Below are 20,810 nucleotides of genomic sequence, written 5' to 3' on the forward strand. Positions count from 1 at the left end.
GGCCAGATATGGAAGCCCTGTGAGGGGTGGAGTTGACTGGTACTAATAGGCCGAGGACTTGTCCATGGCTGCTTGCGTCCACTGTGCGGGTTCTGAGACCGCGACCTGTTCCCCCGTGTTCGGGGGCTGGTTTGATGTGAGGTTTCATCGTGTTTCGGTGGTCATGGCGGAGGGGAAACGCCCGGTTACATTTCGAACCCGGAAGCTAAGCTCTTCAGCGCCGATGGTACTGCATGGGGGACCGTGTGGGAGAGTAGGACGCCGCCGAACAAATCGTGTGGGAAAGCCCCGCGGGCCCTTTGGGCCCGGCGGGGCTTTCTCGCGTTCCGGGACCGTCTACGGGCCCCTCCCGTCGGCCTCTCAAGTGCTGCGGGTAGGGTCAGAAGGCATCGTTGGCACGGACTCACGGGAGGTCCAGGGTGGAGGCCCAGGAGACACGTGTCCAGACGGACCGTGTCCTCACCATCCCCAACATTCTCAGCATGGCTCGGCTCGCCGGGGTGCCGGTCTTCCTGTGGCTGATCCTCTGGCCGGAGTTCGGGGGCCCCAACGCCGACGGCTGGGCCCTGCTGGTCCTCGCGCTCAGCGGTGTCAGCGACTATCTGGACGGCAAACTCGCCCGGCGCTGGAACCAGGTCAGCGGCCTCGGCCGGATTCTCGACCCGGCCGCGGACCGGCTGTACATCCTCTCCACCCTGTTGGGTCTGACCTGGCGTGGCATCCTCCCGCTCTGGCTGACCGGGCTGCTCCTGGCGCGTGAGCTCATGCTCCTGGTCGCGGTCTGGGTCCTGGACCGGCACGGATACGCGCCTCCGCAGGTCAACTTCCTCGGAAAAGCTGCAACCTTCAACCTCATGTACGCCTTCCCGCTGCTGTTGCTCAGTGACGGAAGCGGATGGATTCCGTCACTGGCAGCTATTTTCGGATGGGCTTTCGCGGGCTGGGGTACAACTCTGTACTGGTGGGCAGGACTCCTCTACGTAGTCCAAGTCCGCCGACTTGTCAGGGCGGATGCCACTGCCGACTGAGCCCTGGCTCCCGATGTCGCGGGCCGGGCGGTCCTTCAGTGAATCGCGGGTCCCCCAACGGGGCGTGGTCGGCATGAATGTCGTCTCTTCAAGGAGGACGCTTCCGACATGAAGGCCGTTGTAATGGCCGGCGGCGAAGGCACTCGTCTTCGCCCTATGACCGCGAGTATGCCCAAGCCGCTGCTGCCGGTGGCCAACAGGCCCATCATGGAGCACGTGCTGAGGCTGCTCAAGCGGCACGGTCTCACCGAGACCGTGGTGACCGTGCAGTTCCTGGCCTCATTGGTCAAGAACTACTTCGGTGACGGCGAGGAGCTCGGTATGGAGCTCACCTACGCCAACGAGGAAAAGCCGCTCGGTACCGCCGGCAGTGTCAAGAACGCAGAGGAAGCCCTGAAGGACGATTCTTTCCTCGTCATTTCCGGTGACGCCCTCACTGACTTCGACCTGACCGAACTCATCGATTTCCACCGTGAGCGCGGGGCGCTCGTGACCGTGTGCCTCACACGGGTGCCGAACCCGCTGGAGTTCGGTATCACCATCGTCGACGAAGACGGGAAGGTGGAGCGGTTCCTGGAGAAGCCCACCTGGGGACAGGTGTTCTCCGACACCGTCAACACCGGCATCTACGTCATGGAGCCGGAGGTCTTCGACTACGTCGATCCCGATGTCCCCGTCGACTGGTCGGGTGATGTCTTCCCGCAGTTGATGAAGGAGGGCAAGCCGATCTACGGCTATATCGCCGAGGGCTACTGGGAGGACGTCGGCACCCACGAGAGTTACGTCAAGGCCCAGGCCGACGTGCTGGAGGGGAAGGTCGACGTCGACATCGACGGTTTCGAGATCTCCCCGGGCGTCTGGATCGCGGAGGGGGCCGAGGTCCACCCCGACGCCGTACTGCGCGGTCCGCTGTACGTCGGGGACTACGCCAAGGTCGAGGCCGGGGCCGAACTGCGCGAGCACACCGTCATCGGTTCCAACGTGGTCGTCAAGAGCGGGGCCTTCCTGCACAGAGCAGTGGTCCACGACAACGTCTACATCGGTCCGCAGTCCAACCTGCGCGGCTGTGTCATCGGCAAGAACACCGATGTGATGCGGGCCGCCCGGATCGAGGACGGGGCGGTCATCGGCGACGAGTGCCTGGTGGGCGAGGAGTCCATCGTCCAGGGCAATGTCCGGGTCTATCCCTTCAAGACCGTCGAGGCGGGCGCGTTCGTCAACACCTCGGTCATCTGGGAGTCCCGTGGCCAGGCCCATCTGTTCGGCGCCCGCGGCGTCTCCGGCATCCTCAACGTCGAGATCACCCCGGAGCTGGCCGTGCGGCTCGCCGGCGCGTACGCCACCACCCTGAAGAAGGGCGCGACCGTCACCACGGCCCGTGACCACTCCCGTGGTGCGCGAGCGCTCAAGCGCGCGGTCATCTCGGCCCTCCAGACGAGCGCCATCGACGTGCGCGACCTGGAGAACGTGCCGTTGCCGGTGGCCCGGCAGCAGACCGCGCGGGGCAGCGCCGGCGGCATCATGATCCGTACGACGCCGGGGGTGCCGGACTCCGTCGACATCATGTTCTTCGACGAGCGGGGTGCCGACCTCTCCCAGGCGAGCCAGCGCAAGCTCGACCGCGTCTACGCCCGTCAGGAGTACCGCAGGGCGTTCCCCGGCGAGATCGGCGACCTGAGCTTCCCGGCGAGCGTGTTCGACTCCTACACGGGGACGCTGCTGCGCGCGGTCGACACCACCGGTGTCGCCGAGTCCGGTCTCAAGGTCGTGGTGGACGCGTCCAACGGCAGCGCCGGTCTCGTCCTGCCCAGCCTGCTCGGCCGGCTCGGAGTCGACTCGCTGACGATCAACCCCGGTCTCGACGAGTCCCGGCCCACCGAGTCGGCGGAGGCCCGCCGTTCCGGGCTGGTGCGGCTGGGGGAGATCGTCGCCTCGGCCCGGGCGGCCTTCGGCGTCCGGTTCGATCCCGTGGGCGAGCGGCTCTCCCTGGTCGACGAGCGCGGCAGGATCATCGAGGACCAGCGGGCCCTGCTGGTGATGCTCGATCTGATCGCGGCCGAGCGGCGCAGCGGCCGGGTCGCCCTGCCGGTGACCACGACCCGTATCGCCGAGCAGGTGGCCGCGTACCACGGCACCCAGGTGGAGTGGACCACGACCTCGCCGGACGACCTCACCAGGGTCTGCCGCGACGACACCACGGTCTTCGGCGGCGATGGGCGGGGCGGGTTCATCGTGCCGGAGTTCAGCAGTGTCTTCGACGGCACGGCGGCCTTCGTGCGGCTGCTCGGGCTGGTCGCCCGGACCCAGCTCACGCTGAGTCAGATCGACGCCCGTATTCCGCAGGCCCATGTGCTGCGCCGTGACCTGGCCACGCCGTGGGCGGTCAAGGGGCTGGTGATGCGGCGGGTCGTGGAGGAAGCGGGGGAACGTTTCGTCGACACAACCGACGGAGTGCGCGTCGTGGAGTCCGACGGCCGCTGGGTCATGGTCCTGCCGGATCCGGCCGAGGCGGTCACGCACCTGTGGGCGGAGGGACCTGACGACGCCTCCGCGCAGGCGCTGCTCGACGAATGGTCGTCGGTGGTCGACAGCGCCGGACACTGACGGCGCGGAGCCGGAACGGGCCGACGGGGCCTGTGGAGTGCCCGGCCGGGCACTCCACAGGCCCCGTTCGGCGGTGGGGGGCCGGACGTGCGACGATGTGCGGCATGTCGCAGCAGCACCCCGTACGGAGTACACCTTCACGGCCTGCGCGACCCGACGCCTCCATGTCGTTGCTGACCAACGTGATGGAGTACAGCCTCGACGAGGGCTACGCGGAGGCGGCCGCCCGCCGGAGCGCCCAGGGGCGGTCCGGCACGCCCCGCGCCCTGCGCGCCAGGCTGTGGCTGGCGGCGGGCCTGGTCCTGACCGCCCTGGTGGTCACGGTGGGAGCGGCCCAGGCACGTTACGAGGCGCCCACGGAGGCCAGGGAGCGGCAGGGGCTGATCGACCGCATCGAGAAGGGCGGGCAGGACGCCGACGACCTCCAGCGGAGCGTGGACGACCTGCGGGGGGAGGTCGCGGCGATGCAGCGAGAGGCCCTGCGGAAGCACGGCGGGGACCGGAGCGAACTGGTGGCCCTGCTGGCCGGCGCGGTGCCGGTCGAGGGTCCGGGGATCGAGCTGGTCGTCGACGACGCGGAGGACACCGGGGCGGGTGAGGGCGGGGGTCCGCGGCAGAGCACCGGTTTCGCCGACACCGGCCGGGTGCGGGACAGGGATCTGCAGCGCGTGGTCAACGGTCTGTGGGAGTCGGGGGCCGAGGCGATCTCGGTCAACGGCCAGCGGCTGACCGCCCTGTCGGCGATCCGTGCCGCCGGTGACGCCATACTCGTCGACAACAAACCGCTGGTGCCGCCGTACACGCTGCTCGCGGTCGGGGACGGGGAGCGGCTGAGCGCCGCGTTCCAGAACAGCGGCGACGGCCGGTATCTGGACGCCCTGCAGGACAACTACGACATCCGAACCGGCATCTCCGTGAAGGACCGGGTGCGGCTGCCCGCCGCGCCCGGTCTTACCGTTCGTACAGCCGAGCCCGTGAAGACAGGAGAGAACAGCACATCGTGATCGCCGTACTGGGCCTCATCGTGGGAGTCGTGGCCGGGCTCGTGGTCCGGCCCGTGGTGCCGACGGTCGTCGAGCCCTATCTGCCGATCGCCGTCGTGGCGGCGCTGGACGCGGTGTTCGGCGGGCTGCGGGCGATGCTGGACGGCATCTTCGACGACAAGGTGTTCGTGGTGTCGTTCCTGTCCAACGTGGTGGTGGCCGCCCTGATCGTGTTCCTCGGCGACAAGCTGGGTGTCGGTGCGCAGTTGTCGACCGGCGTCGTGGTGGTGCTGGGCATCCGTATCTTCTCCAACGCCGCCGCCATCCGGCGGCATGTGTTCCGGGCGTGAGTGGACGATGAACGACGACAGGACACCGGGCGGAAGCCCGGACGCGGAAGGTGAGTGGGGCGGGGGCCCGGGTCCGGGAGAGGCCCGGGAGGGCGTTTCGGAGCCGGTGGAGCCGACGGAGCCGGTGAAGCCCGCGCCGACCGGGCGTGAGCGGCTGGCCCGCGGGCTGTGGCCGCCGCGGGTGAACCGCAACCAGCTCACCGTCGCCCTCCTGCTCTTCGTCCTCGGGCTGGGACTGGCGGTCCAGGTCCGTTCCACCAGCGAGAACAGCCCGCTGCGGGGTGCCCGCCAGGAGGACCTGGTGCGGATCCTCGACGAGGTGGACAGCCGTACCGAGCGGCTGGAGGCGGAGAAGCGGAAACTGGAGAACCAGCGGTCGGAGCTGGAGAACAGCTCGGACCAGGCGGAGGAGGCCCGTCGGCAGACCCGGGAGCGGGCCCGGCAACTGGGTGTGCTGGCGGGCACGGTCGCGGCCGAGGGGCCGGGCATCCGGATGACGGTGGACGACCCGGCGGGCGCGGTGGAGTCGCACATGCTGCTGGACGCCATCCAGGAGCTCCGTGCCGCGGGGGCCGAGGCGATCGAGGTCAACGACGTACGGGTGGTGACGAGCACCCACTTCACGGACAGCGACGGCGGCATCAGGATCGATGGCCGGGAGGTGTCCGCACCGTATCGTTTCGAGGTGATCGGTGAGCCCAAGGACATCGAGCCCGCTCTCAACATCCCGGGCGGCGTCGTCCAGACGATGGAGAAGGAGCAGGCCACCGTGTCCATAACCCGTTCAGAGAAGATCGTCGTGGATGCCTTGCGGTCGGCGGAGCGGCCTGACTACGCTCAGTCGCCGTCACAGTGAGCGAGATCAGAGAAACCGGGGGTCGACGGGCTTGCCGATCGATGAGTAAGGGAAACTGTCCGAAGGCCGGGAGCGTTGTCAGTACGTCCGCTCCGGCCACTGTGAGCATCAAGGGTCTGTCCTGCCCCACGGGCGGGTCTGTTTCGTGCGAGGGGAATCGCCCGTGAGTTTTCTTGCGAAGTTGTTCGGCAAGCGTCAGGACGCCGGCGAGGGCGCCCGGCACCGTGCGCCGCGGGGCGGCGGGAGTGCCGAGGAGCCCGGGCGCCCGCTCTTCCGCGACGAGGTCGCCGAAGGCGGCAATTCGAGTGGTCACGGCCCTGCCTCTGTTGACCGGGGGCCGTCCGGCCGCATAGGTTCCGAGGCACCGCCGACCTCGAGTACGGGTGGAGGAGCTGACTTGCCGGTCTGTGCGAGGTGCGGAAGCCGCGCCGCGGAGGCGAGCCGCTTCTGCTCCAACTGCGGGGCCCCGCTGCGCGGCGGTGCTCCCGCGGCCGAGCGTTCCTCGGAGACGACCTCCACCATCTCGATCTCGGGTCTGGAGGCGTACGAGGCCGAGATGACGGGGCAGACCACCCCGCCGCTCTCCCCGGAGGCGCAGGCGGCCGTGGACGCCCTGCCGATGGGATCGGCGCTGCTGGTGGTGCGCCGCGGCCCGAACTCCGGCAGCCGCTTCCTGCTGGACAGCGAGCTGACGACGGCGGGACGGCACCCCCAGAGCGACATCTTCCTCGACGACGTGACCGTCTCCCGGCGCCATGTGGAGTTCCGGCGCGGCCCGGACGGCCGGTTCACCGTCTCCGACGTCGGCAGCCTCAACGGCACGTATGTCAACCGTGAACGGATCGACTCGTTCGTCCTCAACAACGGCGACGAGGTGCAGATCGGCAAGTACCGGCTGGTCTTCTTCGCGAGCAAGCGAACCGTCTGACCCTCTCGGGGGACCTCATGCTGCAACCACGGACCGGCGGTGCCCCCCGGGGCACCGCCGGGGAAACCGGCCGGACGGGTGACGCGGGCACGATGAGCATCGGCTCCGTGCTCGGTCTGCTGCGGGACGAGTTCCCCGAGGTGACCATCTCCAAGATCCGCTTTCTGGAATCCGAGGGGCTGGTGGAGCCCCGGCGCACTCCCTCGGGCTACCGCAAGTTCGGCGCGGCGGACGTGGAGCGGCTGCGCCGGGTGCTGCGGCTGCAGCGCGACCACTACCTTCCGCTGCGGGTCATCCGGGAGCAGCTGGACGCACTCGACCGGGGTGAGGAGATCAGGCTTCCCGGTCCGGCGCGGCCGTCCGATCCGGTCGGCCCGCCGGAGGGGGTCACGATCCCGGCCGCCGGGGCGTCCGGTCCAAAGGCCGGCCCCGGCCGCGCCGGTCCCGGCCCCGGCGGGACCGCGGAAGCGGGTCCGGCGCGGATGGGACGGGAGGAGCTCCTGGCCGCCGCGGAGGTGGCGGAGGAGCAGCTCGCGCAGTGGGAGTCGTACGGCCTGGTCGGGCCCGCGGGGAACGGCGGGTACGAGCCCGGGGCGGTCGGTGTCGTCCGGATCCTCGCGGACCTGGGACGGCACGGTCTGGAACCCCGCCATCTGCGGGCGGTGAAGGCCTCGGCCGAGCGGACGGCGGGGCTGGTCGAACAGGTGGTCGCGCCGCTGCGGCGGCACCGGAACCCGCAGACCAGGGCACATGCGGAGACCACGGCCCGGGAACTGGCGACGCTGGCGGTACGGCTGCACGCGGCCCTGGTCCAGTCCGCGCTGCGGACACGGCTCCACTGAGATGCCGGGGTGCCCGACTACCCAAAGAGGGCACGCACGTCCTAGGGTTGCTGTGTGAACGAGCTCGACGTTGTGGGTGTCAGGGTGGAAATGCCCTCCAATCAGCCGATCGTTCTCCTGCGAGAGGTGGGAGGCGACCGGTACCTTCCCATCTGGATCGGACCGGGGGAGGCGACCGCGATCGCCTTCGCCCAGCAGGGCATGACGCCTGCCCGCCCGCTGACCCACGATCTGTTCAAGGACGTTCTGGAGGCGGTCGGCCAGGAGCTCACCGCCGTGCGGATCACCGATCTCAGAGAAGGTGTCTTCTACGCCGAGCTGGTCTTCGCCAGCGGGGTGGAGGTGAGCGCGCGGCCGTCCGACGCCATAGCGCTGGCGCTGCGCACGGGTACGCCGATCTACGGCAGCGACGGAGTGCTGGACGACGCGGGGATCGCGATTCCGGACGAGCAGGAGGACGAGGTGGAGAAGTTCCGCGAGTTCCTCGACCAGATCTCGCCGGAGGACTTCGGGAGCAGCAACCAGTGAGTCCTTCGGGTGCCGCCCGCATCAGCGCATTCGGGCACCCTTTCCCGGGTTGAGGACACGCGAAACCACTCCTTGGGTGATTATCACTCGGCGTGCCGAGTGTGGCGATCGTTGACGCACCCCGAGTGACTGCCTACCGTCGATCGGGCAGGTCCCGGGCCCATCCACGGGACGTGAAGGACGGAGGGTCGGCGTGAGAAGCACCGGCGAGGGCAGGGCGACGGGCGAACCGTATCCGTTGCGCGGGTCCTCCGTACGGCCCCCCGCGCGACCCGCCTCCACGGCCGGGGAGGCCGCCCCCGAGCAGCTCGGATACCGCGGCCCCACGGTGTGCGCGGCCGCCGGGATCACCTATCGGCAGCTGGACTACTGGGCCCGTACGGGGCTGGTGGAGCCGAGCGTCCGTCCGGCGTACGGCTCGGGCACCCAGCGGCTCTACAGCTTCCGCGACGTGGTCGTCCTCAAGATCGTCAAGCGGCTCCTGGACGCCGGGGTCTCCCTGCAGAACATCCGTACGGCCGTGCAGCACCTGCGCGCGCGGGGGCTCGTCGATCTGGCGCAGATGACGCTCATGAGCGACGGGGCGACGGTCTACGAGTGCTCCTCGCCCGACGAGGTCGTCGACCTCCTCCAGGGCGGCCAGGGCGTCTTCGGCATCGCGGTCGGGGTGGTGTGGCGCGACGTCGAGACGGCCCTTTCCCAGCTGCACGCCGAGCGGGTCGACACCGGCGAGACGATCGTCGGCGACAACCCCGCCGACGAACTGGCGCGGCGCCGCAACCGGGCGGGCTGACCGGGCGGCGGCCCCGGGGGCCGGTCGGCGGGGACGGCCCCGCCGGGAGCGGCGTGTCACGGTTGTCAGTGGCATGGGGCAGCATCGTCATGTGAGAGGGACACCGGCGATCCTGCACCTGGACATGGACGCGTTCTACGCGGCCGTGGAGCAGGCGGCCAAGCCCAGCCTGCGCGGGAAGCCCGTGGTCGTCGGTGGTCTCGGTCCGCGAGGGGTGGTCGCCACCGCCTCGTACGAGGCGCGTCCGTTCGGGGTGCACTCGGCGATGCCGACGGCCCAGGCCCGGCGGCTGTGTCCGAACGCCGCCTACCTCATCCCCCGCTTCGGGCTCTACCGCCAGGTGAGCGATGTGGTGATGGGGCTGCTGCGCGCGCTGTCCCCGCTGGTCGAGCCGCTGAGTCTGGACGAGGCGTTCGTGGACCTCCGGGCGGGCGGGCAGGCGGTGGAGTCGGCCGACGACGCCCGTGCCGTCGGTGAGCGGCTGCGCCGGGACATCCGGGCCGCGACCGGGCTCAGCGGCTCGGTCGGGCTGGCCGGCTCCAAGATGCTCGCCAAGATCGCCTCCGAGCGGGCCAAGCCCGACGGCCTGGTGGTGATCCCGCCCGGTACCGAGCGCGCGCTGCTGGCGCCGATGCCGTCCCGCACGCTGCCGGGAGTGGGCCCCGCCACCGCCCAGACACTGCGCCGCTCCGGTATCGACACCGTCGGCGAGATCGCCGGGGCGGGGGAGGCGGAGCTGGTACGGCTGCTGGGGAAGGCGCACGGTACGGCGCTGTACGCGATGGCGCGGGGGATCGACGAGCGGCCGGTGGTGGCCGACCGGGACGCCAAGTCGGTGTCCGTGGAGGACACCTTCGACACCGATCTCACCGACCGGGCCCGGGTCCGGTCGGAGATCGGCCGGCTCGCCGACCGCTGTGTCGAGCGGCTCCGGGCGTCGGGACGCTCCGGGCGCACGGTGGTGGTCAAGGTGCGGAACTACGACTTCTCCACCCTGACCCGCTCCGAGACGCTGCGCGGCCCCACCGACGATCCGGCGGTCGTGCGGGAGGCCGCGGCGCGGCTCATCGAGGGCGTGGACACCACTGCCGGGGTGCGGCTGCTGGGGGTCGGGGTGAGCGGACTGGCCGACTTCACCCAGGAGGATCTGTTCGCCCAGGCCGTCACCGGCCGGTCCGCGGAACCGTCGCGCTCCGTGCCGGCTGTGCCGGCCGGCCCGGAGAGCCCGGGCGGTCCGGAGGACACGGACGGGGGGACGGCGGTCGTACGGCGCTGGCTGCCCGGGCTGGACGCCCGGCATGCGCGGTACGGGGTCGGCTGGGTCCAGGGGAGCGGTCTGGGGCGGGTGACGGTGAGGTTCGAGAGGCCCGGCTCGCCGCCCGGCCGGGTTCGCACCTTCGCGGTCGACGACCCGGAGCTGGAGCCCTCCGATCCCCTGCCGCTGCCGGGCGGTCAGCTCCCGGAGCCGGCGATCCGCCCGAAGGTCATGTCGTCGTCGGACCCGGCCGGTCCGGCCCCCGGCACGTCCAGCCCGTAGTGGTGGTAGAGCCGCAGCTCCTGCGCGGGGGAGAGGTGGCGGCCCACCCCGAAGTCCGGAGCCTCCCTGACCAGGGAGCGCTCGAAGGGCACGCGCAGTGCCCCGTCCGCCACCTCACTGGGTTCCAGGGGGACGAAGGCGTCGCGGCTGAGGAGCCCGGTGCGCACCGCGGCCCATTCCGGCACGCCGGTGGCGTCGTCGAGATAGACCTCGTCCACGGTGCCTATCTTCCGCCCGTCGCGGTCGAACGCCCTGAGGCCTATCAGATCCCGTGGGTCGATACCGGTCTGCATGGTCCCTCCAACTGCTCTCATCGGTCGCGCCTGCTCGGAAACGGCCGCTACAAACAAAGAAAGGGCATACGCCGCGGATCGGCCACTCGGGGCGGGGTGAGCGGCGCGGCCCGGGGATATCCGCGCTGGTACGCTCGGAAGTGGCTGTCGACCCCGAGCGGGAGAGTCCTCCGGCACAGCGCCGGAGGCGCCGAAGGAGCAACTCCTCCCCGGAATCTCTCAGGCTCACGTACCGCGCGGGTGAGGTCACTCTGGAAAGCAGGGCGGGTCACGGGCGCACAGCTCGGCAGCCCCTCCTCACCGACGGTGAAAGCCGGGCCCGCGGGACCGGTGAAGCTCTCAGGTCGAGATGACAGAGGGGGAGGCCGACAGGGCGCCGCACCGTGGCGCCCCCAGCAGGTCGCGCAGAACAGCCGCAGACCAGGAGGCCTCCGCAGATGACAGAGAACCGCAGCCCCCGCACCCTCCCGCTCGCCGAACTGGAGCACGGCACCCCCTTCGAGGAGCGCCACATCGGCCCCGACGCCGGGGAGCGGGCCAAGATGCTCGCCCAGGTCGGCTACGGATCACTGGACGAACTGACCGCCGCCGCCGTCCCCGGGGTCATCCGGAGCACCGAGGCGCTGGACCTGCCCGCCGCCCGCGGCGAGGCGGAGGTACTGGCCGAACTGCGCTCCCTGGCCGCCCGCAACCAGGTGCTGCACTCCATGATCGGCCTGGGCTACCACGGCACCTTCACCCCGCCGGTCATCATGCGCAACGTGCTGGAGAACCCGGCCTGGTACACCGCCTACACCCCCTACCAGCCGGAGATCTCCCAGGGACGGCTGGAGGCGCTGCTGAACTTCCAGACCGTGGTCGCGGACCTGACCGGGCTGCCCACCGCCGGCGCCTCGCTGCTGGACGAGGCCACCGCCGCGGCCGAGGCCATGGCTCTGTCCCGGCGGGTCGGCAAGGTCAAGGAGGGCGTCTTCCTGGTCGACGCCGACTGCCTGCCGCAGACGATCGCCGTCCTGGAGACCCGTGCCGAGCCCACCGGGATCGAGGTCGTCGTCGCCGACCTGTCCGGCGGTATCCCCGCCGAGGCGGCCGAGCGCGGTGTCTTCGGCGTGCTGCTGCAGTACCCGGGCGCCTCGGGGGCCGTACGCGACCCGCGCGGTGTCATCGAGCGGGCCCGCGAGCTGGGCGCGGTCGTCACCGTCGCCGCCGACCTGCTGGCCCTGACCCTGCTGACCCCGCCCGGCGAACTGGGCGCCGACATCGCGGTGGGCACCACCCAGCGCCTCGGTGTGCCGATGGGCTTCGGCGGGCCGCACGCCGGGTACATGTCGGTGCGCCAGGAGTACGCGCGCAACCTGCCCGGCCGGCTGGTGGGCGTCTCGGTGGACGCCGACGGCGCCACCGCGTACCGGCTGGCCCTGCAGACCCGTGAGCAGCACATCCGCCGGGAGCGGGCCACCAGCAACATCTGCACCGCCCAGGTGCTGCTCGCCGTGATGGCCTCGATGTACGCCGTCCACCACGGCCCCGACGGACTGGCCGCCATCGCCCGCCGCACCCACCGGTACGCCGCCGTCCTGGCGGCCGGGCTGCGCGAGGGCGGCGTCGAGGTGGTGCACGACACGTTCTTCGACACCGTCACCGCACGGGTGCCCGGCCGGGCCGCCGAGGTCGTCGCCGCCGCCCGGGAGGCCGGGATCAACCTGCGGCAGACCGACGCCGACCACGTCGGCATCGCCTGTGACGAGACCACCCGCCGCGAGCACCTGGCCGCCGTGTGGGAGGCCTTCGGGGTACCGGCCCGCCGGGCGGACATCGACGGACTGGACGCCGCCTGCGGTGACTCCCTGCCCGCCGGACTGCTGCGCGGGAGCGAGTACCTGACCCACCCGGTCTTCCACCGCTACCGCTCCGAGACCTCGCTGCTGCGCTATCTGCGCCGCCTCGCCGACCGGGACTACGCGCTGGACCGCGGCATGATCCCGCTGGGCTCGTGCACGATGAAGCTGAACGCCACCACCGAGATGGAGCCGATCACCTGGCCGGAGTTCGGCAACCTGCACCCGTTCGCGCCCGCCGAGCAGGCCGAGGGGTACCTGACGCTGATCCGCGAGCTGGAGGAGCGGCTGGCGGAGGTCACCGGCTACGACAAGGTCTCCCTCCAGCCCAACGCCGGTTCGCAGGGCGAGCTGGCGGGCCTGCTGGCGGTACGGGCGTACCACCGGGCGAACGGCGAGACGGGCCGCACCGTCTGCCTCATCCCGTCCTCGGCGCACGGCACCAACGCCGCCAGCGCCGTGCTGGCCGGGATGAAGGTCGTGGTGGTGAGGACCGGCGAGAACGGCGACGTGGACCTCGAGGATCTGCGCGCCAAGATCGACAGGCACCGTGCGGAGCTCGCGGTCCTGATGGTCACCTACCCCTCCACCCACGGGGTGTTCGAGGAGCACATCACCGACATCTGCGCGGCCGTCCACGACGCCGGCGGCCAGGTCTACGTCGACGGTGCCAACCTCAACGCGCTGGTCGGCCTGGCGAAGCCGGGGAGGTTCGGCGCGGACGTGTCCCATCTGAACCTGCACAAGACCTTCTGCATCCCGCACGGCGGCGGCGGCCCGGGCGTCGGCCCGGTCGCGGTCCGCGCCCATCTGGCGCCCCACCTGCCGAACCACCCGCTCCAGCCCGCCGCCGGGCCGGAGACGGGCGTGGGCCCGGTCTCGGCCGCGCCGTGGGGCTCGGCCGGCATCCTGCCGATCTCCTGGGCCTACCTGCGGCTGATGGGCGCCGACGGGCTGCGCCGCGCCACCCAGGTGGCGGTACTGGGCGCCAACTACGTCGCCAGGCGCCTGGAGCCGCACTACCCGGTGCTCTACACCGGCCCGGGCGGTCTGGTCGCGCACGAGTGCGTCATCGACGTCCGTCCGCTGACGAAGGCCACCGGCGTCAGCATCGACGATGTCGCCAAGCGGCTGATCGACTACGGTTTCCACGCCCCGACGATGTCCTTCCCGGTGGCCGGCACGCTGATGATCGAGCCGACCGAGAGCGAGGACCTGGCGGAGCTGGACCGCTTCTGCGACGCGATGATCGCGATCCGGGCCGAGATCGAGAAGGTCGCCACGGGCGAGTGGAGCGCGGAGGACAACCCGCTGCGCAACGCCCCGCACACGGCGGCACAGCTCGGCGGCGAGTGGGAGCACTCCTACGGGCGGCGGGAGGCGGCCTTCCCGGCCGGTGTCGCGGCCGCCGACAAGTACTGGCCGCCGGTGCGGCGCGTCGACGGCGCCTACGGCGACCGCAACCTGTTCTGCTCGTGCCCGCCGCCTGCGGAGCACGGCGGCTGAGCCGGGTCGCGGACGCGGCAGGGACTCCTCACTCCTCGGGCCGGACCCGGCCCGCCGGGGGAGTCCCTGCCGCGTCCCGGCGCGGTGCCGCGGAACGGACGGCCTGCGTTCCCCGTCTCAGACGGCCGTCGTGATCTGCCCGGCACCCTGCGGCCGGTGCGGCGCGATGACCCGGCCGTCCGGCAGCAGCTCGCCGGTGTCCTCGAAGAGCAGGACGCCGTTGCACAGCAGACTCCAGCCCTGTTCCGGGAAGTGCGCCACGAGGTGGGCGGCTTCACGGTCGGGTGAGTCTGCCGAGGGACAGAGTGGTTGATGCTGGCACATGGTGGAGTTCTTTCGCTGCGGTGTGGTGATACTGCGGCTCGGTGTGTGATCCATGCCGCCCCCGTATCCAGTCGGTCGGTTCCCCAGTGTCGCCCCGCGGCCGGAAATTCCGCAGGGTTTTCGGTGCGGCTCCCCCGCTTTTCGAAGACGCCGCTCCACAGTGCATGGTTGCACACCCAGGGGTCATCCTTCCGGGTGATATTGCTGCTCTGGAGGACTAGTTATCCAAGGGGGTGGACGCAGCGGCGCCCCGCGGTCGGTGAACCGCGGGGCGCCGCTGCGCGCGTGCCGGAGCCGGGGCTCCTCAGGCCGGTGTGCCCAGCAGGGGTGAGGGGACCAGCCGGCGGGACATCAGCGGCAGCAGACCGTCCACGCGCTGCGGGCGGTGCGCGGCGATCCCGGGCGGCGCCGGGGCCAGCGGCACCAGCAGGTCCGCGGGGGCGGGGGTGCCGTCCGCGGCGTCGGCCTCGGTGTCGGAGTGCAGCCACAGCGTCAGCATGTACAGCTCGGGTACGGACAGCAGGCGCGGCTGGTACGTCGTCGGCAGCGCCTCGGCGAGGCGCAGCGCCTTCTCGGTGGAGGCGACGAACGGGCCCTCGCAGAAGTGCGAGAACGCCCAGCCGTCCGCGGTGGGCTTCGCCTCGGCGGCGCCCAGGGGGCCGTGCGTGTCGCACAGCAGGAAGCGCCAGCCGGCCAGCCGGGTGGCGGGCGGGCCGGACGAGGAGGTGATCCCGCGCAGTACGTGGAGCGGCAGGGGGAGTTCGGGGCGTACGGCGCCCGTCCCGGCCGAGGGCCCGGAACGGCTGAGGGCGCCGCCGGGACCGGTGAGGGAACCGAGGGCCGCGTGCACACTGCGCAGAGCGGGTGCCGGGGCCGGGTGGACACGCAGGGGCATGGTGGGTCGCCTCTCGCTCAGAAGACACGGTGCTGCTCGGCTGGCGCGGACGGCGCTGTCTGCGTACGGAAAGGCCACGGAGGGGGCCGGGAGGGTTTCGGCGGACCGGTGGTTCCCGGGGGACGCCTTGTCCGGTCCGCTTCGGGGAGTTTATACGACGGGTGTTCGGCCGGTGTTTCGACTAGCTGTCCCGCATGTTACCGGCAAGCGGGCATCAGGACATTTTCGATGGTATTTCACCTGCGGGTTCTCCGGTGAGAAGTCGCTGACCTGGCAATTGATTGACTATGCGGTCGGCCGTATCTCTTCGGTATTCCTGACGGGTGAGCAATCGAATGCTCACCGCCACCGTATGCCCGTCGCGGTATGCCCCGGGAATGTGCCCGATGAAAAGCCTCGTCACAGCTTACCGTTCCCGGCCGTCCCATGAGGCGTTATCTCTCGCATCCGCGGGGCATCATCCGGTCACGGTGCACTCGAGGAGGGACGCTTCGATGGGCGAGAAGGTCGTGGCCGGCGGGTTCGACCTGGCCGACCGCCGGCGCTACCGGGACAAGCTCCACCGGTGCCTGGAAGGGCTGGCGCGGCTGCTGGCCGAGCAGCGTTTCGAGGGGCCCCGCGCTCTCATGGGGCTGGAGATCGAGCTGAACCTCGCGGATGCCGACGGAATGCCCCGGATGATGAACACCGAGGTGCTGGAGCGCATCGCCAGCAGGGACTTCCAGACGGAGCTGGGCCAGTTCAACCTGGAGGTGAACATCCTCCCGCACCGGCTCTCGGGCCGGGTGCTGGACCAGCTCGCCGAGGAACTGCGCACCGGGCTGGCGTACGCGGACCGCAAGGCCGGCGAGGTGGACGCGCGGATCGTCATGATCGGCATCCTGCCCACCCTCACCGGGGACGACCTGGTCTCCGCGAACCTCACCGCCGTCGACCGCTACACCCTGCTGAACGACCAGGTCATGGCCAGCCGCGGCGAGGAGGTCCTCCTGGACATCGAGGGGGTGGAGCGGCTGAGGTACACCTCGTCCTCCATCGCCCCCGAGGCCGCCTGCACCTCGGTGCAACTGCACCTGCAGGTGACGCCGGACCGCTTCGCGGCCGTGTGGAACGCCGCGCAGGCCGTCTCGGCCGTCCAGGTCGCGGTGGGGGCGAACTCGCCCTTCCTGTTCGGCCGCGAACTGTGGCGGGAGTCCCGCCCGCCGCTCTTCCAGCAGGCCACCGACACCAGGCCGCCCGAGCTGATCGCACAGGGGGTGCGGCCGCGCACCTGGTTCGGGGAGCGGTGGATCTCCTCGGCGTACGAGCTGTTCGAGGAGAACGTCCGTTACTTCCCGGCGCTGCTGCCCGTCCGCGACGAGGAGGACCCGCTCCGCACCCTGGACGGGGGCGGCATCCCGAAACTGGCCGAGCTGACCCTGCACAACGGCACCGTCTACCGCTGGAACCGGCCCGTGTACGCCGTCGCGGACGGGGTGCCGCATCTGCGGGTGGAGAACCGGGTGCTGCCCGCCGGGCCCACCGTCACCGACGTCCTGGCCAACACCGCCCTGTACTACGGTCTGGTGCGCGCGCTGGCCGACGACCCGCAACCGGTGTGGACGAGGATGCCGTTCTCCGCGGCCGCCGAGAACTTCGACAACGCCTGCCGGCACGGCATGGACGCCCGGCTGTGGTGGCCCCGCTCCGGCCGCGGCGGCTCACCGGCGGCCGTGCCCGCGGACCGGCTGGTGCTGGACGAACTGCTGCCGCTGGCCGCCGAGGGGCTGGACGCCTGGGGCATCGAGCCCGGCGACCGGGACCGCTACCTGTCGGTCATCGAGGAGCGCTGCCGCCGCCGGGTCAACGGCGCCTCCTGGCAGGCCGCCACCTACCACCGGGCGCTGGAGGGCGGACTGGACCGCGAGAAGGCCCTGGCGGCGACGGTGCGGCGCTACTGCGAGCTGGTCCGCACCGGGGAGCCGGTGCACGGCTGGCCGACCGGTCCGTAACCGCGCCGGCCGGCCCGGTCCGGCTTCTCCCGCCCGGCGTCCCCGTCCGGCCACGCCCGGCGCGTCCCCCGCCGAGGGGGCCGCCGCCGCGCGCCGGAAACCGTCGGGCAAGCTGGGACCTCCCGGCCGGACGCGGTGCCGGCGGGGCAGGACGGCTGAACGGGAGGCGGAGTGCGAGCGGACGCGCGGGGCGGGGAACACGGCCGGGAACCCGGTGGAGAGCCGGCCGGAGGCGGCGTACCGACGCGCCGGGTGCTGGGACGTGAGACGCTGCTCGTCCTGGCGCTGTCGCTGGGCGCCAGCGGCCTGTCGGCGCTCATCAGCTTCGTCGGCTCGCTGACCAGACCCGGCGGTCTGAAGGACCAGGCGGCCCGGCTCAACTCCTCGTACGCTCCCGACCGCCCCTGGCTCGACCTGACCTGGCAGCTTTTCGGGATCGCCACCGCGCTGGTGCCGGTGCTGCTCGTCGCCCATCTGCTGACCCGTGAGGGGCCGGGGGGACACGGCGGGCCGGGGCTGCGGGGGATCGGCTTCGACCTGCGCCGTCCGGGCTTCGACCTGGGATGGGGCGCGGTGGTCGCCGCGGGCATCGGGGGCAGCGGGCTGCTGCTCTATCTGGGGGCCCGGGAGGCCGGGTTCAACCTGACGGTGGTGCCCGAGTCGCTGCCGGAGGTGTGGTGGAAGATCCCGGTACTGATCGCCTCCGCGGCCCAGAACTCGGTGGTCGAGGAGGTCATCGTCGTCGGCTATCTGCTGCGCCGGCTGGACCAGCTGGGCTGGAGTCCGGTGGCGGCGCTGGCGGCCAGTTCGCTGCTGCGCGGGTCGTACCACCTCTACCAGGGCATCGGCGGCTTCGTCGGCAATGTGGTGATGGGCGTGGTCTTCGTCTGGCTGTACCGCCGGTGGGGGCGGGTCGGGCCACTGGTTGCCGCGCACGCGCTGATCGACATCGTCGCGTTCGTCGGGTACGGGCCGGTGGCCGACCGGGTGGACTGGCTGTAGGGCCCCGGTCCCTGCCCGCGGTACCCCCGCGGGCAGGGCGCGCCGCCTCACAGCCCGGTGAGCAGTTCCCCGTCGACGACGGTGACGGCGCGGCCGGTCAGCAGGGTGCGCTCACCGCGCAGGGTGGTGCGCACCAGACCGGTGCGGGCCGACGCCTGGAGGCCGGTCAGGGTCTGGTGCCCCAGTCGTGCCGACCACAGGGGTGCGAGCGCGGTGTGGGCACTGCCGGTGACCGGGTCCTCGTCGATGCCGACGGCCGGGCCGAAGAAGCGCGAGACGTAGTCGTAGGTCCCGTTCCCCTCGGCGGCCCGCGCGGTGACGATGACGCCCCGGTGGGGGAGCCGGGCCACGGCGGCCAGGTCCGGGGCCAGGGTGCGCACGGTCTTCTCGTCGGCCAGCTCGACCAGCAGGTCGCCGAGGTTCTCCCCCGTGTCGTAGGCGGCGAGCACCTCGGCACCCAGCGCCGCGCCGGCCTCGCCGCCGCTGTCGGCCTCGGTGAGCGGGGCGGTGGGGAAGTCCAGGGTGACCGTGCCGTCCGGCGCCGCGGTGGTGGTCAGGACGCCGCCGAGGGTGGCGAACCGCACGGTGCCGGTGGCCGTGCCGGTGGTGTGCATGACGTGGGCGGTGGCGAGCGTCGCGTGCCCGCAGAGGTTGACCTCGGTGACAGGGGTGAACCAGCGCAGCGCCCAGCCGGCCTCGGCTCCGGCGGGCAGCGGGTGCGCGAAGGCGGTCTCGGAGAGGTTGACCTCGGCGGCCACCCGCTGGAGCCGGTCGTCGCCGGGGAACGGGCCGGAGTCCAGCAGCACGACACCGGCCGGGTTGCCGGCGAAGGGGCGGTCGGTGAACGCGTCGACGATGCGGATTCTCATGATCGTGAGCGTAGGAGGGCCCGGAGGCTCCCGGCCATGGCCAATGGGGAAGGGGTGGACTTCCGGAGGGCTCGTCGGTGAGGACTGGCGGCCCGGCCCGGCGGGACCCGGCGGGAGGGATGCCCGGTCCGGTGCGGCATCGCCCGTCCCGGACCGGGCACACCTATGCTGGCCGGCACCCCCGCAATCCCCGGTCAGGAGGTCAACGGATGGACCGCGACACCGCGACGGCGACGACGCGGACGGACCGGGCGGCGGCCGGGAGGACGGGGGAGGACGCACGGCGCCGCCTGCCCCGCACGGACGCCGTACTCGCCGACCCGCGGCTGGCCGGGGCCACCGGACGCCTGGGGCGCGCACTGGTGAAGTCGGTCGTCACGGAGGCTCAGGAGCGCGCCCGGCGGGGGGAGATACCGCCGGAGTCGGTCGCCGACGCCGCGGTCGCCGCGCTGCCCCGGACGGCGGGCGGGCTGCGGCCGGTGCTCAACGCCACCGGGGTGCTGCTCCACACCAATCTGGGCCGGGCCCCCCTGTCCCGGGCCGCCCGGGACGCGATGTCCGCCGCCTGCGGTCCCACCGACGTCGAACTCGACCTGGCCACCGGCGCCCGCTCCCGGCGCGGCGCCTCGGCCCTGGCGGCCCTGGCGGAAGCGGTGCCGCCCGCCGAGGCCGCCCATGTGGTCAACAACGGCGCGGCGGCCCTGGCCCTGGCCGCCAGCGCGCTCGCCGCGGGGAAGGAGATCGTCGTCAGCCGGGGCGAGATGGTGGAGATCGGCGACGGTTTCCGGCTGCCCGACCTGCTGGTGTCCACCGGCGCCCGGCTGCGCGAGGTCGGCACCACCAACCGCACCACCGCCGGGGACTACGCGGCGGCGATCGGCCCCGACACCGGTTTCGTGCTGAAGGTGCACCCCTCCAACTTCACCGTCACCGGCTTCACCCGGTCGGCCTCCGTCGCCGAACTGGCCCGGCTGGGCGCCCCGGTGGTCGCCGACATCGGCTCCGGGCTGCTGCGTCCCGAGCCCGTCCTGCCCGCCGAGCCCGACGCGGCGACCTGGCTGCGCGCGGGCGCGGCCCTGGTCACCGCCAGCGGCGACAAACTGCTGGGCGGCCCCCAGTGCGGACTGCTCCTCGGCCGCGCCGACCTGGTGCGGCGGCTGGCCCGCCATCCGCTGGCCCGCGCCCTGCGCGTGGACAAGCTGACCCTGGCCGCCCTGGAGGCCACGGTGCGCGGTCCCGCCGCTCCGGTCCACACCATGCTCCACGCCGATCCCCGTCGCCTGCGGGACCGTGCCGAACACCTGGCCGCCGCGCTGCGCGGCGCGGGGCTGGACGCCCGCGCCGCGGACAGCGCCGCCGCGGTCGGCGGCGGCGGCGCCCCGGGCGTCACCCTGCCCAGCGCGGCCGTGACCCTGCCCGAGGAGTACGCCCCCGCCCTGCGGCTGGGCACCCCGGCGGTCCTCGGACGGGTCGAGGACGGCCGGTGCCTGCTGGACCTGCGCACCGTGCCCGAGGAGGACGACGACACCCTGGCGGAGGCGGTACGCCGGGCCGGCCGGGGAGACGCCGGGGGGAGCGGCCGGGGCGGCGGTGAGCCGGACGGCGGGCAGGACAGCGGGGAAGCCGGACAGGAAGGGGAGTGA

Annotated in this window: 18 protein-coding genes, 1 rRNA gene and 1 riboswitch; of the genes, 15 read left to right on the forward strand and 4 right to left on the reverse strand. The window is 72.0% G+C overall.

Features of this window, described 5'->3' with window-relative positions; translation table 11 throughout:
• Window positions 1-153: 153 nt before the first annotated feature.
• The 11 genes from rrf (at window position 154) to CUT44_RS08970 (ending at window position 10,449) form a co-directional block, all read left to right on the forward strand.
• Window positions 154-270, forward strand: a 5S ribosomal RNA gene (gene rrf, locus CUT44_RS08920).
• Between the two features lie 149 nt (window positions 271-419).
• The gene (locus CUT44_RS08925) at window positions 420-1,028 is read left to right on the forward strand and encodes a CDP-alcohol phosphatidyltransferase family protein (RefSeq protein WP_100201630.1); all 609 of its coding nucleotides are present in this window, start codon (window positions 420-422) and stop codon (window positions 1,026-1,028) included.
• A gap of 108 nt (window positions 1,029-1,136) precedes the next feature.
• Entirely contained in the window at window positions 1,137-3,632 is a 2,496-nt protein-coding gene (locus CUT44_RS08930) for a mannose-1-phosphate guanyltransferase (protein WP_100201631.1), read from the forward strand.
• A 95-nt stretch (window positions 3,633-3,727) separates the two neighbouring features.
• The gene (locus CUT44_RS08935; RefSeq protein ID WP_100201632.1) at window positions 3,728-4,636 is read left to right on the forward strand and encodes a DUF881 domain-containing protein; all 909 of its coding nucleotides are present in this window, start codon (window positions 3,728-3,730) and stop codon (window positions 4,634-4,636) included.
• The gene (locus CUT44_RS08940) at window positions 4,633-4,965 is read left to right on the forward strand and encodes a small basic family protein (protein ID WP_027750352.1); all 333 of its coding nucleotides are present in this window, start codon (window positions 4,633-4,635) and stop codon (window positions 4,963-4,965) included. The genes CUT44_RS08935 and CUT44_RS08940 overlap by 4 nt, the downstream gene beginning before the upstream one ends.
• 7 nt (window positions 4,966-4,972) lie before the next feature.
• Window positions 4,973-5,821: a DUF881 domain-containing protein gene (locus CUT44_RS08945; RefSeq protein WP_100201633.1), complete on the forward strand. Its 849-nt coding sequence runs from the start codon at window positions 4,973-4,975 to the stop codon at window positions 5,819-5,821.
• A 163-nt stretch (window positions 5,822-5,984) separates the two neighbouring features.
• Window positions 5,985-6,749, forward strand: coding sequence for an FHA domain-containing protein (locus CUT44_RS33915; RefSeq protein ID WP_233221328.1), 765 nt, complete (start codon window positions 5,985-5,987; stop codon window positions 6,747-6,749).
• 17 nt (window positions 6,750-6,766) lie between these two features.
• Window positions 6,767-7,591 carry a transcriptional regulator FtsR gene (gene ftsR / locus CUT44_RS08955; protein ID WP_199185661.1) on the forward strand — a complete coding sequence of 275 codons (825 nt, stop codon included), beginning with the start codon at window positions 6,767-6,769 and terminating at the stop codon, window positions 7,589-7,591.
• A gap of 54 nt (window positions 7,592-7,645) precedes the next feature.
• Window positions 7,646-8,119 (forward strand): bifunctional nuclease family protein, encoded by a 474-nt coding sequence (locus CUT44_RS08960; RefSeq protein WP_031507213.1) that lies wholly within the window; start codon window positions 7,646-7,648, stop codon window positions 8,117-8,119.
• 193 nt (window positions 8,120-8,312) lie between these two features.
• Window positions 8,313-8,912: a MerR family transcriptional regulator gene (locus CUT44_RS08965; RefSeq protein WP_100201635.1), complete on the forward strand. Its 600-nt coding sequence runs from the start codon at window positions 8,313-8,315 to the stop codon at window positions 8,910-8,912.
• 91 nt (window positions 8,913-9,003) lie between these two features.
• Window positions 9,004-10,449 carry a DNA polymerase IV gene (locus CUT44_RS08970; RefSeq protein ID WP_100201636.1) on the forward strand — a complete coding sequence of 482 codons (1,446 nt, stop codon included), beginning with the start codon at window positions 9,004-9,006 and terminating at the stop codon, window positions 10,447-10,449.
• Here CUT44_RS08970 and CUT44_RS08975 read toward each other — a convergent pair.
• Window positions 10,365-10,742, reverse strand: a complete 378-nt coding sequence (locus tag CUT44_RS08975) for a PRC-barrel domain-containing protein (protein WP_199185662.1) — start codon at window positions 10,740-10,742, stop codon at window positions 10,365-10,367. The two genes, CUT44_RS08970 and CUT44_RS08975, sit on opposite strands and share 85 nt — an antisense overlap.
• A 148-nt stretch (window positions 10,743-10,890) precedes the next feature.
• A riboswitch (glycine riboswitch) is annotated at window positions 10,891-10,987 on the forward strand.
• A 192-nt stretch (window positions 10,988-11,179) separates the two neighbouring features.
• On the opposite strand from CUT44_RS08975, the gene gcvP reads away from it, so the two are divergent.
• On the forward strand, window positions 11,180-14,086 hold the full coding sequence (gcvP, locus tag CUT44_RS08980; protein ID WP_100201638.1) for an aminomethyl-transferring glycine dehydrogenase: 2,907 nt from the start codon (window positions 11,180-11,182) through the stop codon (window positions 14,084-14,086).
• Window positions 14,087-14,203: 117 nt separating this feature from the next.
• Here the strand turns inward: gcvP and CUT44_RS08985 are convergent, their stop codons facing one another.
• Both CUT44_RS08985 and CUT44_RS08990 read right to left on the reverse strand, forming a co-directional pair.
• Window positions 14,204-14,410, reverse strand: coding sequence for a DUF5999 family protein (locus CUT44_RS08985; protein WP_100201639.1), 207 nt, complete (start codon window positions 14,408-14,410; stop codon window positions 14,204-14,206).
• A gap of 304 nt (window positions 14,411-14,714) precedes the next feature.
• Window positions 14,715-15,305 carry a hypothetical protein gene (locus CUT44_RS08990; RefSeq protein ID WP_100201640.1) on the reverse strand — a complete coding sequence of 197 codons (591 nt, stop codon included), beginning with the start codon at window positions 15,303-15,305 and terminating at the stop codon, window positions 14,715-14,717.
• A gap of 494 nt (window positions 15,306-15,799) precedes the next feature.
• Between CUT44_RS08990 and CUT44_RS08995 the strand changes: the two genes are divergently transcribed.
• A complete protein-coding gene (locus CUT44_RS08995; RefSeq protein ID WP_100201641.1) occupies window positions 15,800-17,296 on the forward strand; it encodes a glutamate-cysteine ligase family protein in 1,497 nt (498 codons plus the stop codon).
• A gap of 171 nt (window positions 17,297-17,467) precedes the next feature.
• The gene (locus tag CUT44_RS09000) at window positions 17,468-18,298 is read left to right on the forward strand and encodes a CPBP family intramembrane glutamic endopeptidase (protein WP_408646728.1); all 831 of its coding nucleotides are present in this window, start codon (window positions 17,468-17,470) and stop codon (window positions 18,296-18,298) included.
• A gap of 47 nt (window positions 18,299-18,345) precedes the next feature.
• Here CUT44_RS09000 and CUT44_RS09005 read toward each other — a convergent pair whose 3' ends face one another.
• Window positions 18,346-19,167 (reverse strand): PhzF family phenazine biosynthesis protein, encoded by an 822-nt coding sequence (locus tag CUT44_RS09005; protein ID WP_100201643.1) that lies wholly within the window; start codon window positions 19,165-19,167, stop codon window positions 18,346-18,348.
• A gap of 209 nt (window positions 19,168-19,376) precedes the next feature.
• On the opposite strand from CUT44_RS09005, the gene selA reads away from it, so the two are divergent.
• Complete coding sequence (selA, locus tag CUT44_RS09010; RefSeq protein ID WP_100201644.1) at window positions 19,377-20,810, forward strand: L-seryl-tRNA(Sec) selenium transferase; 1,434 nt, start codon at window positions 19,377-19,379, stop codon at window positions 20,808-20,810.

The organism is Streptomyces carminius (assembly GCF_002794255.1).
GTDB lineage: Bacteria > Actinomycetota > Actinomycetes > Streptomycetales > Streptomycetaceae > Streptomyces > Streptomyces carminius.

What these genes read in the sequence shown, in the direction of transcription:
- CUT44_RS08930 (WP_100201631.1), top strand. Translation starts at nt 1,137, where the DNA reads ATGAAGGCCGTTGTAATGGCCGGCGGCGAAGGCACTCGTCTTCGCCCT.
- CUT44_RS08935 (WP_100201632.1), top strand. Translation starts at nt 3,728, where the DNA reads ATGTGCGGCATGTCGCAGCAGCACCCCGTACGGAGTACACCTTCACGG.
- CUT44_RS08945 (WP_100201633.1), top strand. Translation starts at nt 4,973, where the DNA reads ATGAACGACGACAGGACACCGGGCGGAAGCCCGGACGCGGAAGGTGAG.
- ftsR (WP_199185661.1), top strand. Translation starts at nt 6,767, where the DNA reads ATGCTGCAACCACGGACCGGCGGTGCCCCCCGGGGCACCGCCGGGGAA.
- CUT44_RS08975 (WP_199185662.1), bottom strand. Translation starts at nt 10,742, where the DNA reads ATGCAGACCGGTATCGACCCACGGGATCTGATAGGCCTCAGGGCGTTC.
- gcvP (WP_100201638.1), top strand. Translation starts at nt 11,180, where the DNA reads ATGACAGAGAACCGCAGCCCCCGCACCCTCCCGCTCGCCGAACTGGAG.
- CUT44_RS08985 (WP_100201639.1), bottom strand. Translation starts at nt 14,410, where the DNA reads ATGTGCCAGCATCAACCACTCTGTCCCTCGGCAGACTCACCCGACCGT.
- CUT44_RS08990 (WP_100201640.1), bottom strand. Translation starts at nt 15,305, where the DNA reads ATGCCCCTGCGTGTCCACCCGGCCCCGGCACCCGCTCTGCGCAGTGTG.
- CUT44_RS08995 (WP_100201641.1), top strand. Translation starts at nt 15,800, where the DNA reads ATGGGCGAGAAGGTCGTGGCCGGCGGGTTCGACCTGGCCGACCGCCGG.
- CUT44_RS09005 (WP_100201643.1), bottom strand. Translation starts at nt 19,167, where the DNA reads ATGAGAATCCGCATCGTCGACGCGTTCACCGACCGCCCCTTCGCCGGC.
- selA (WP_100201644.1), top strand. Translation starts at nt 19,377, where the DNA reads ATGGACCGCGACACCGCGACGGCGACGACGCGGACGGACCGGGCGGCG.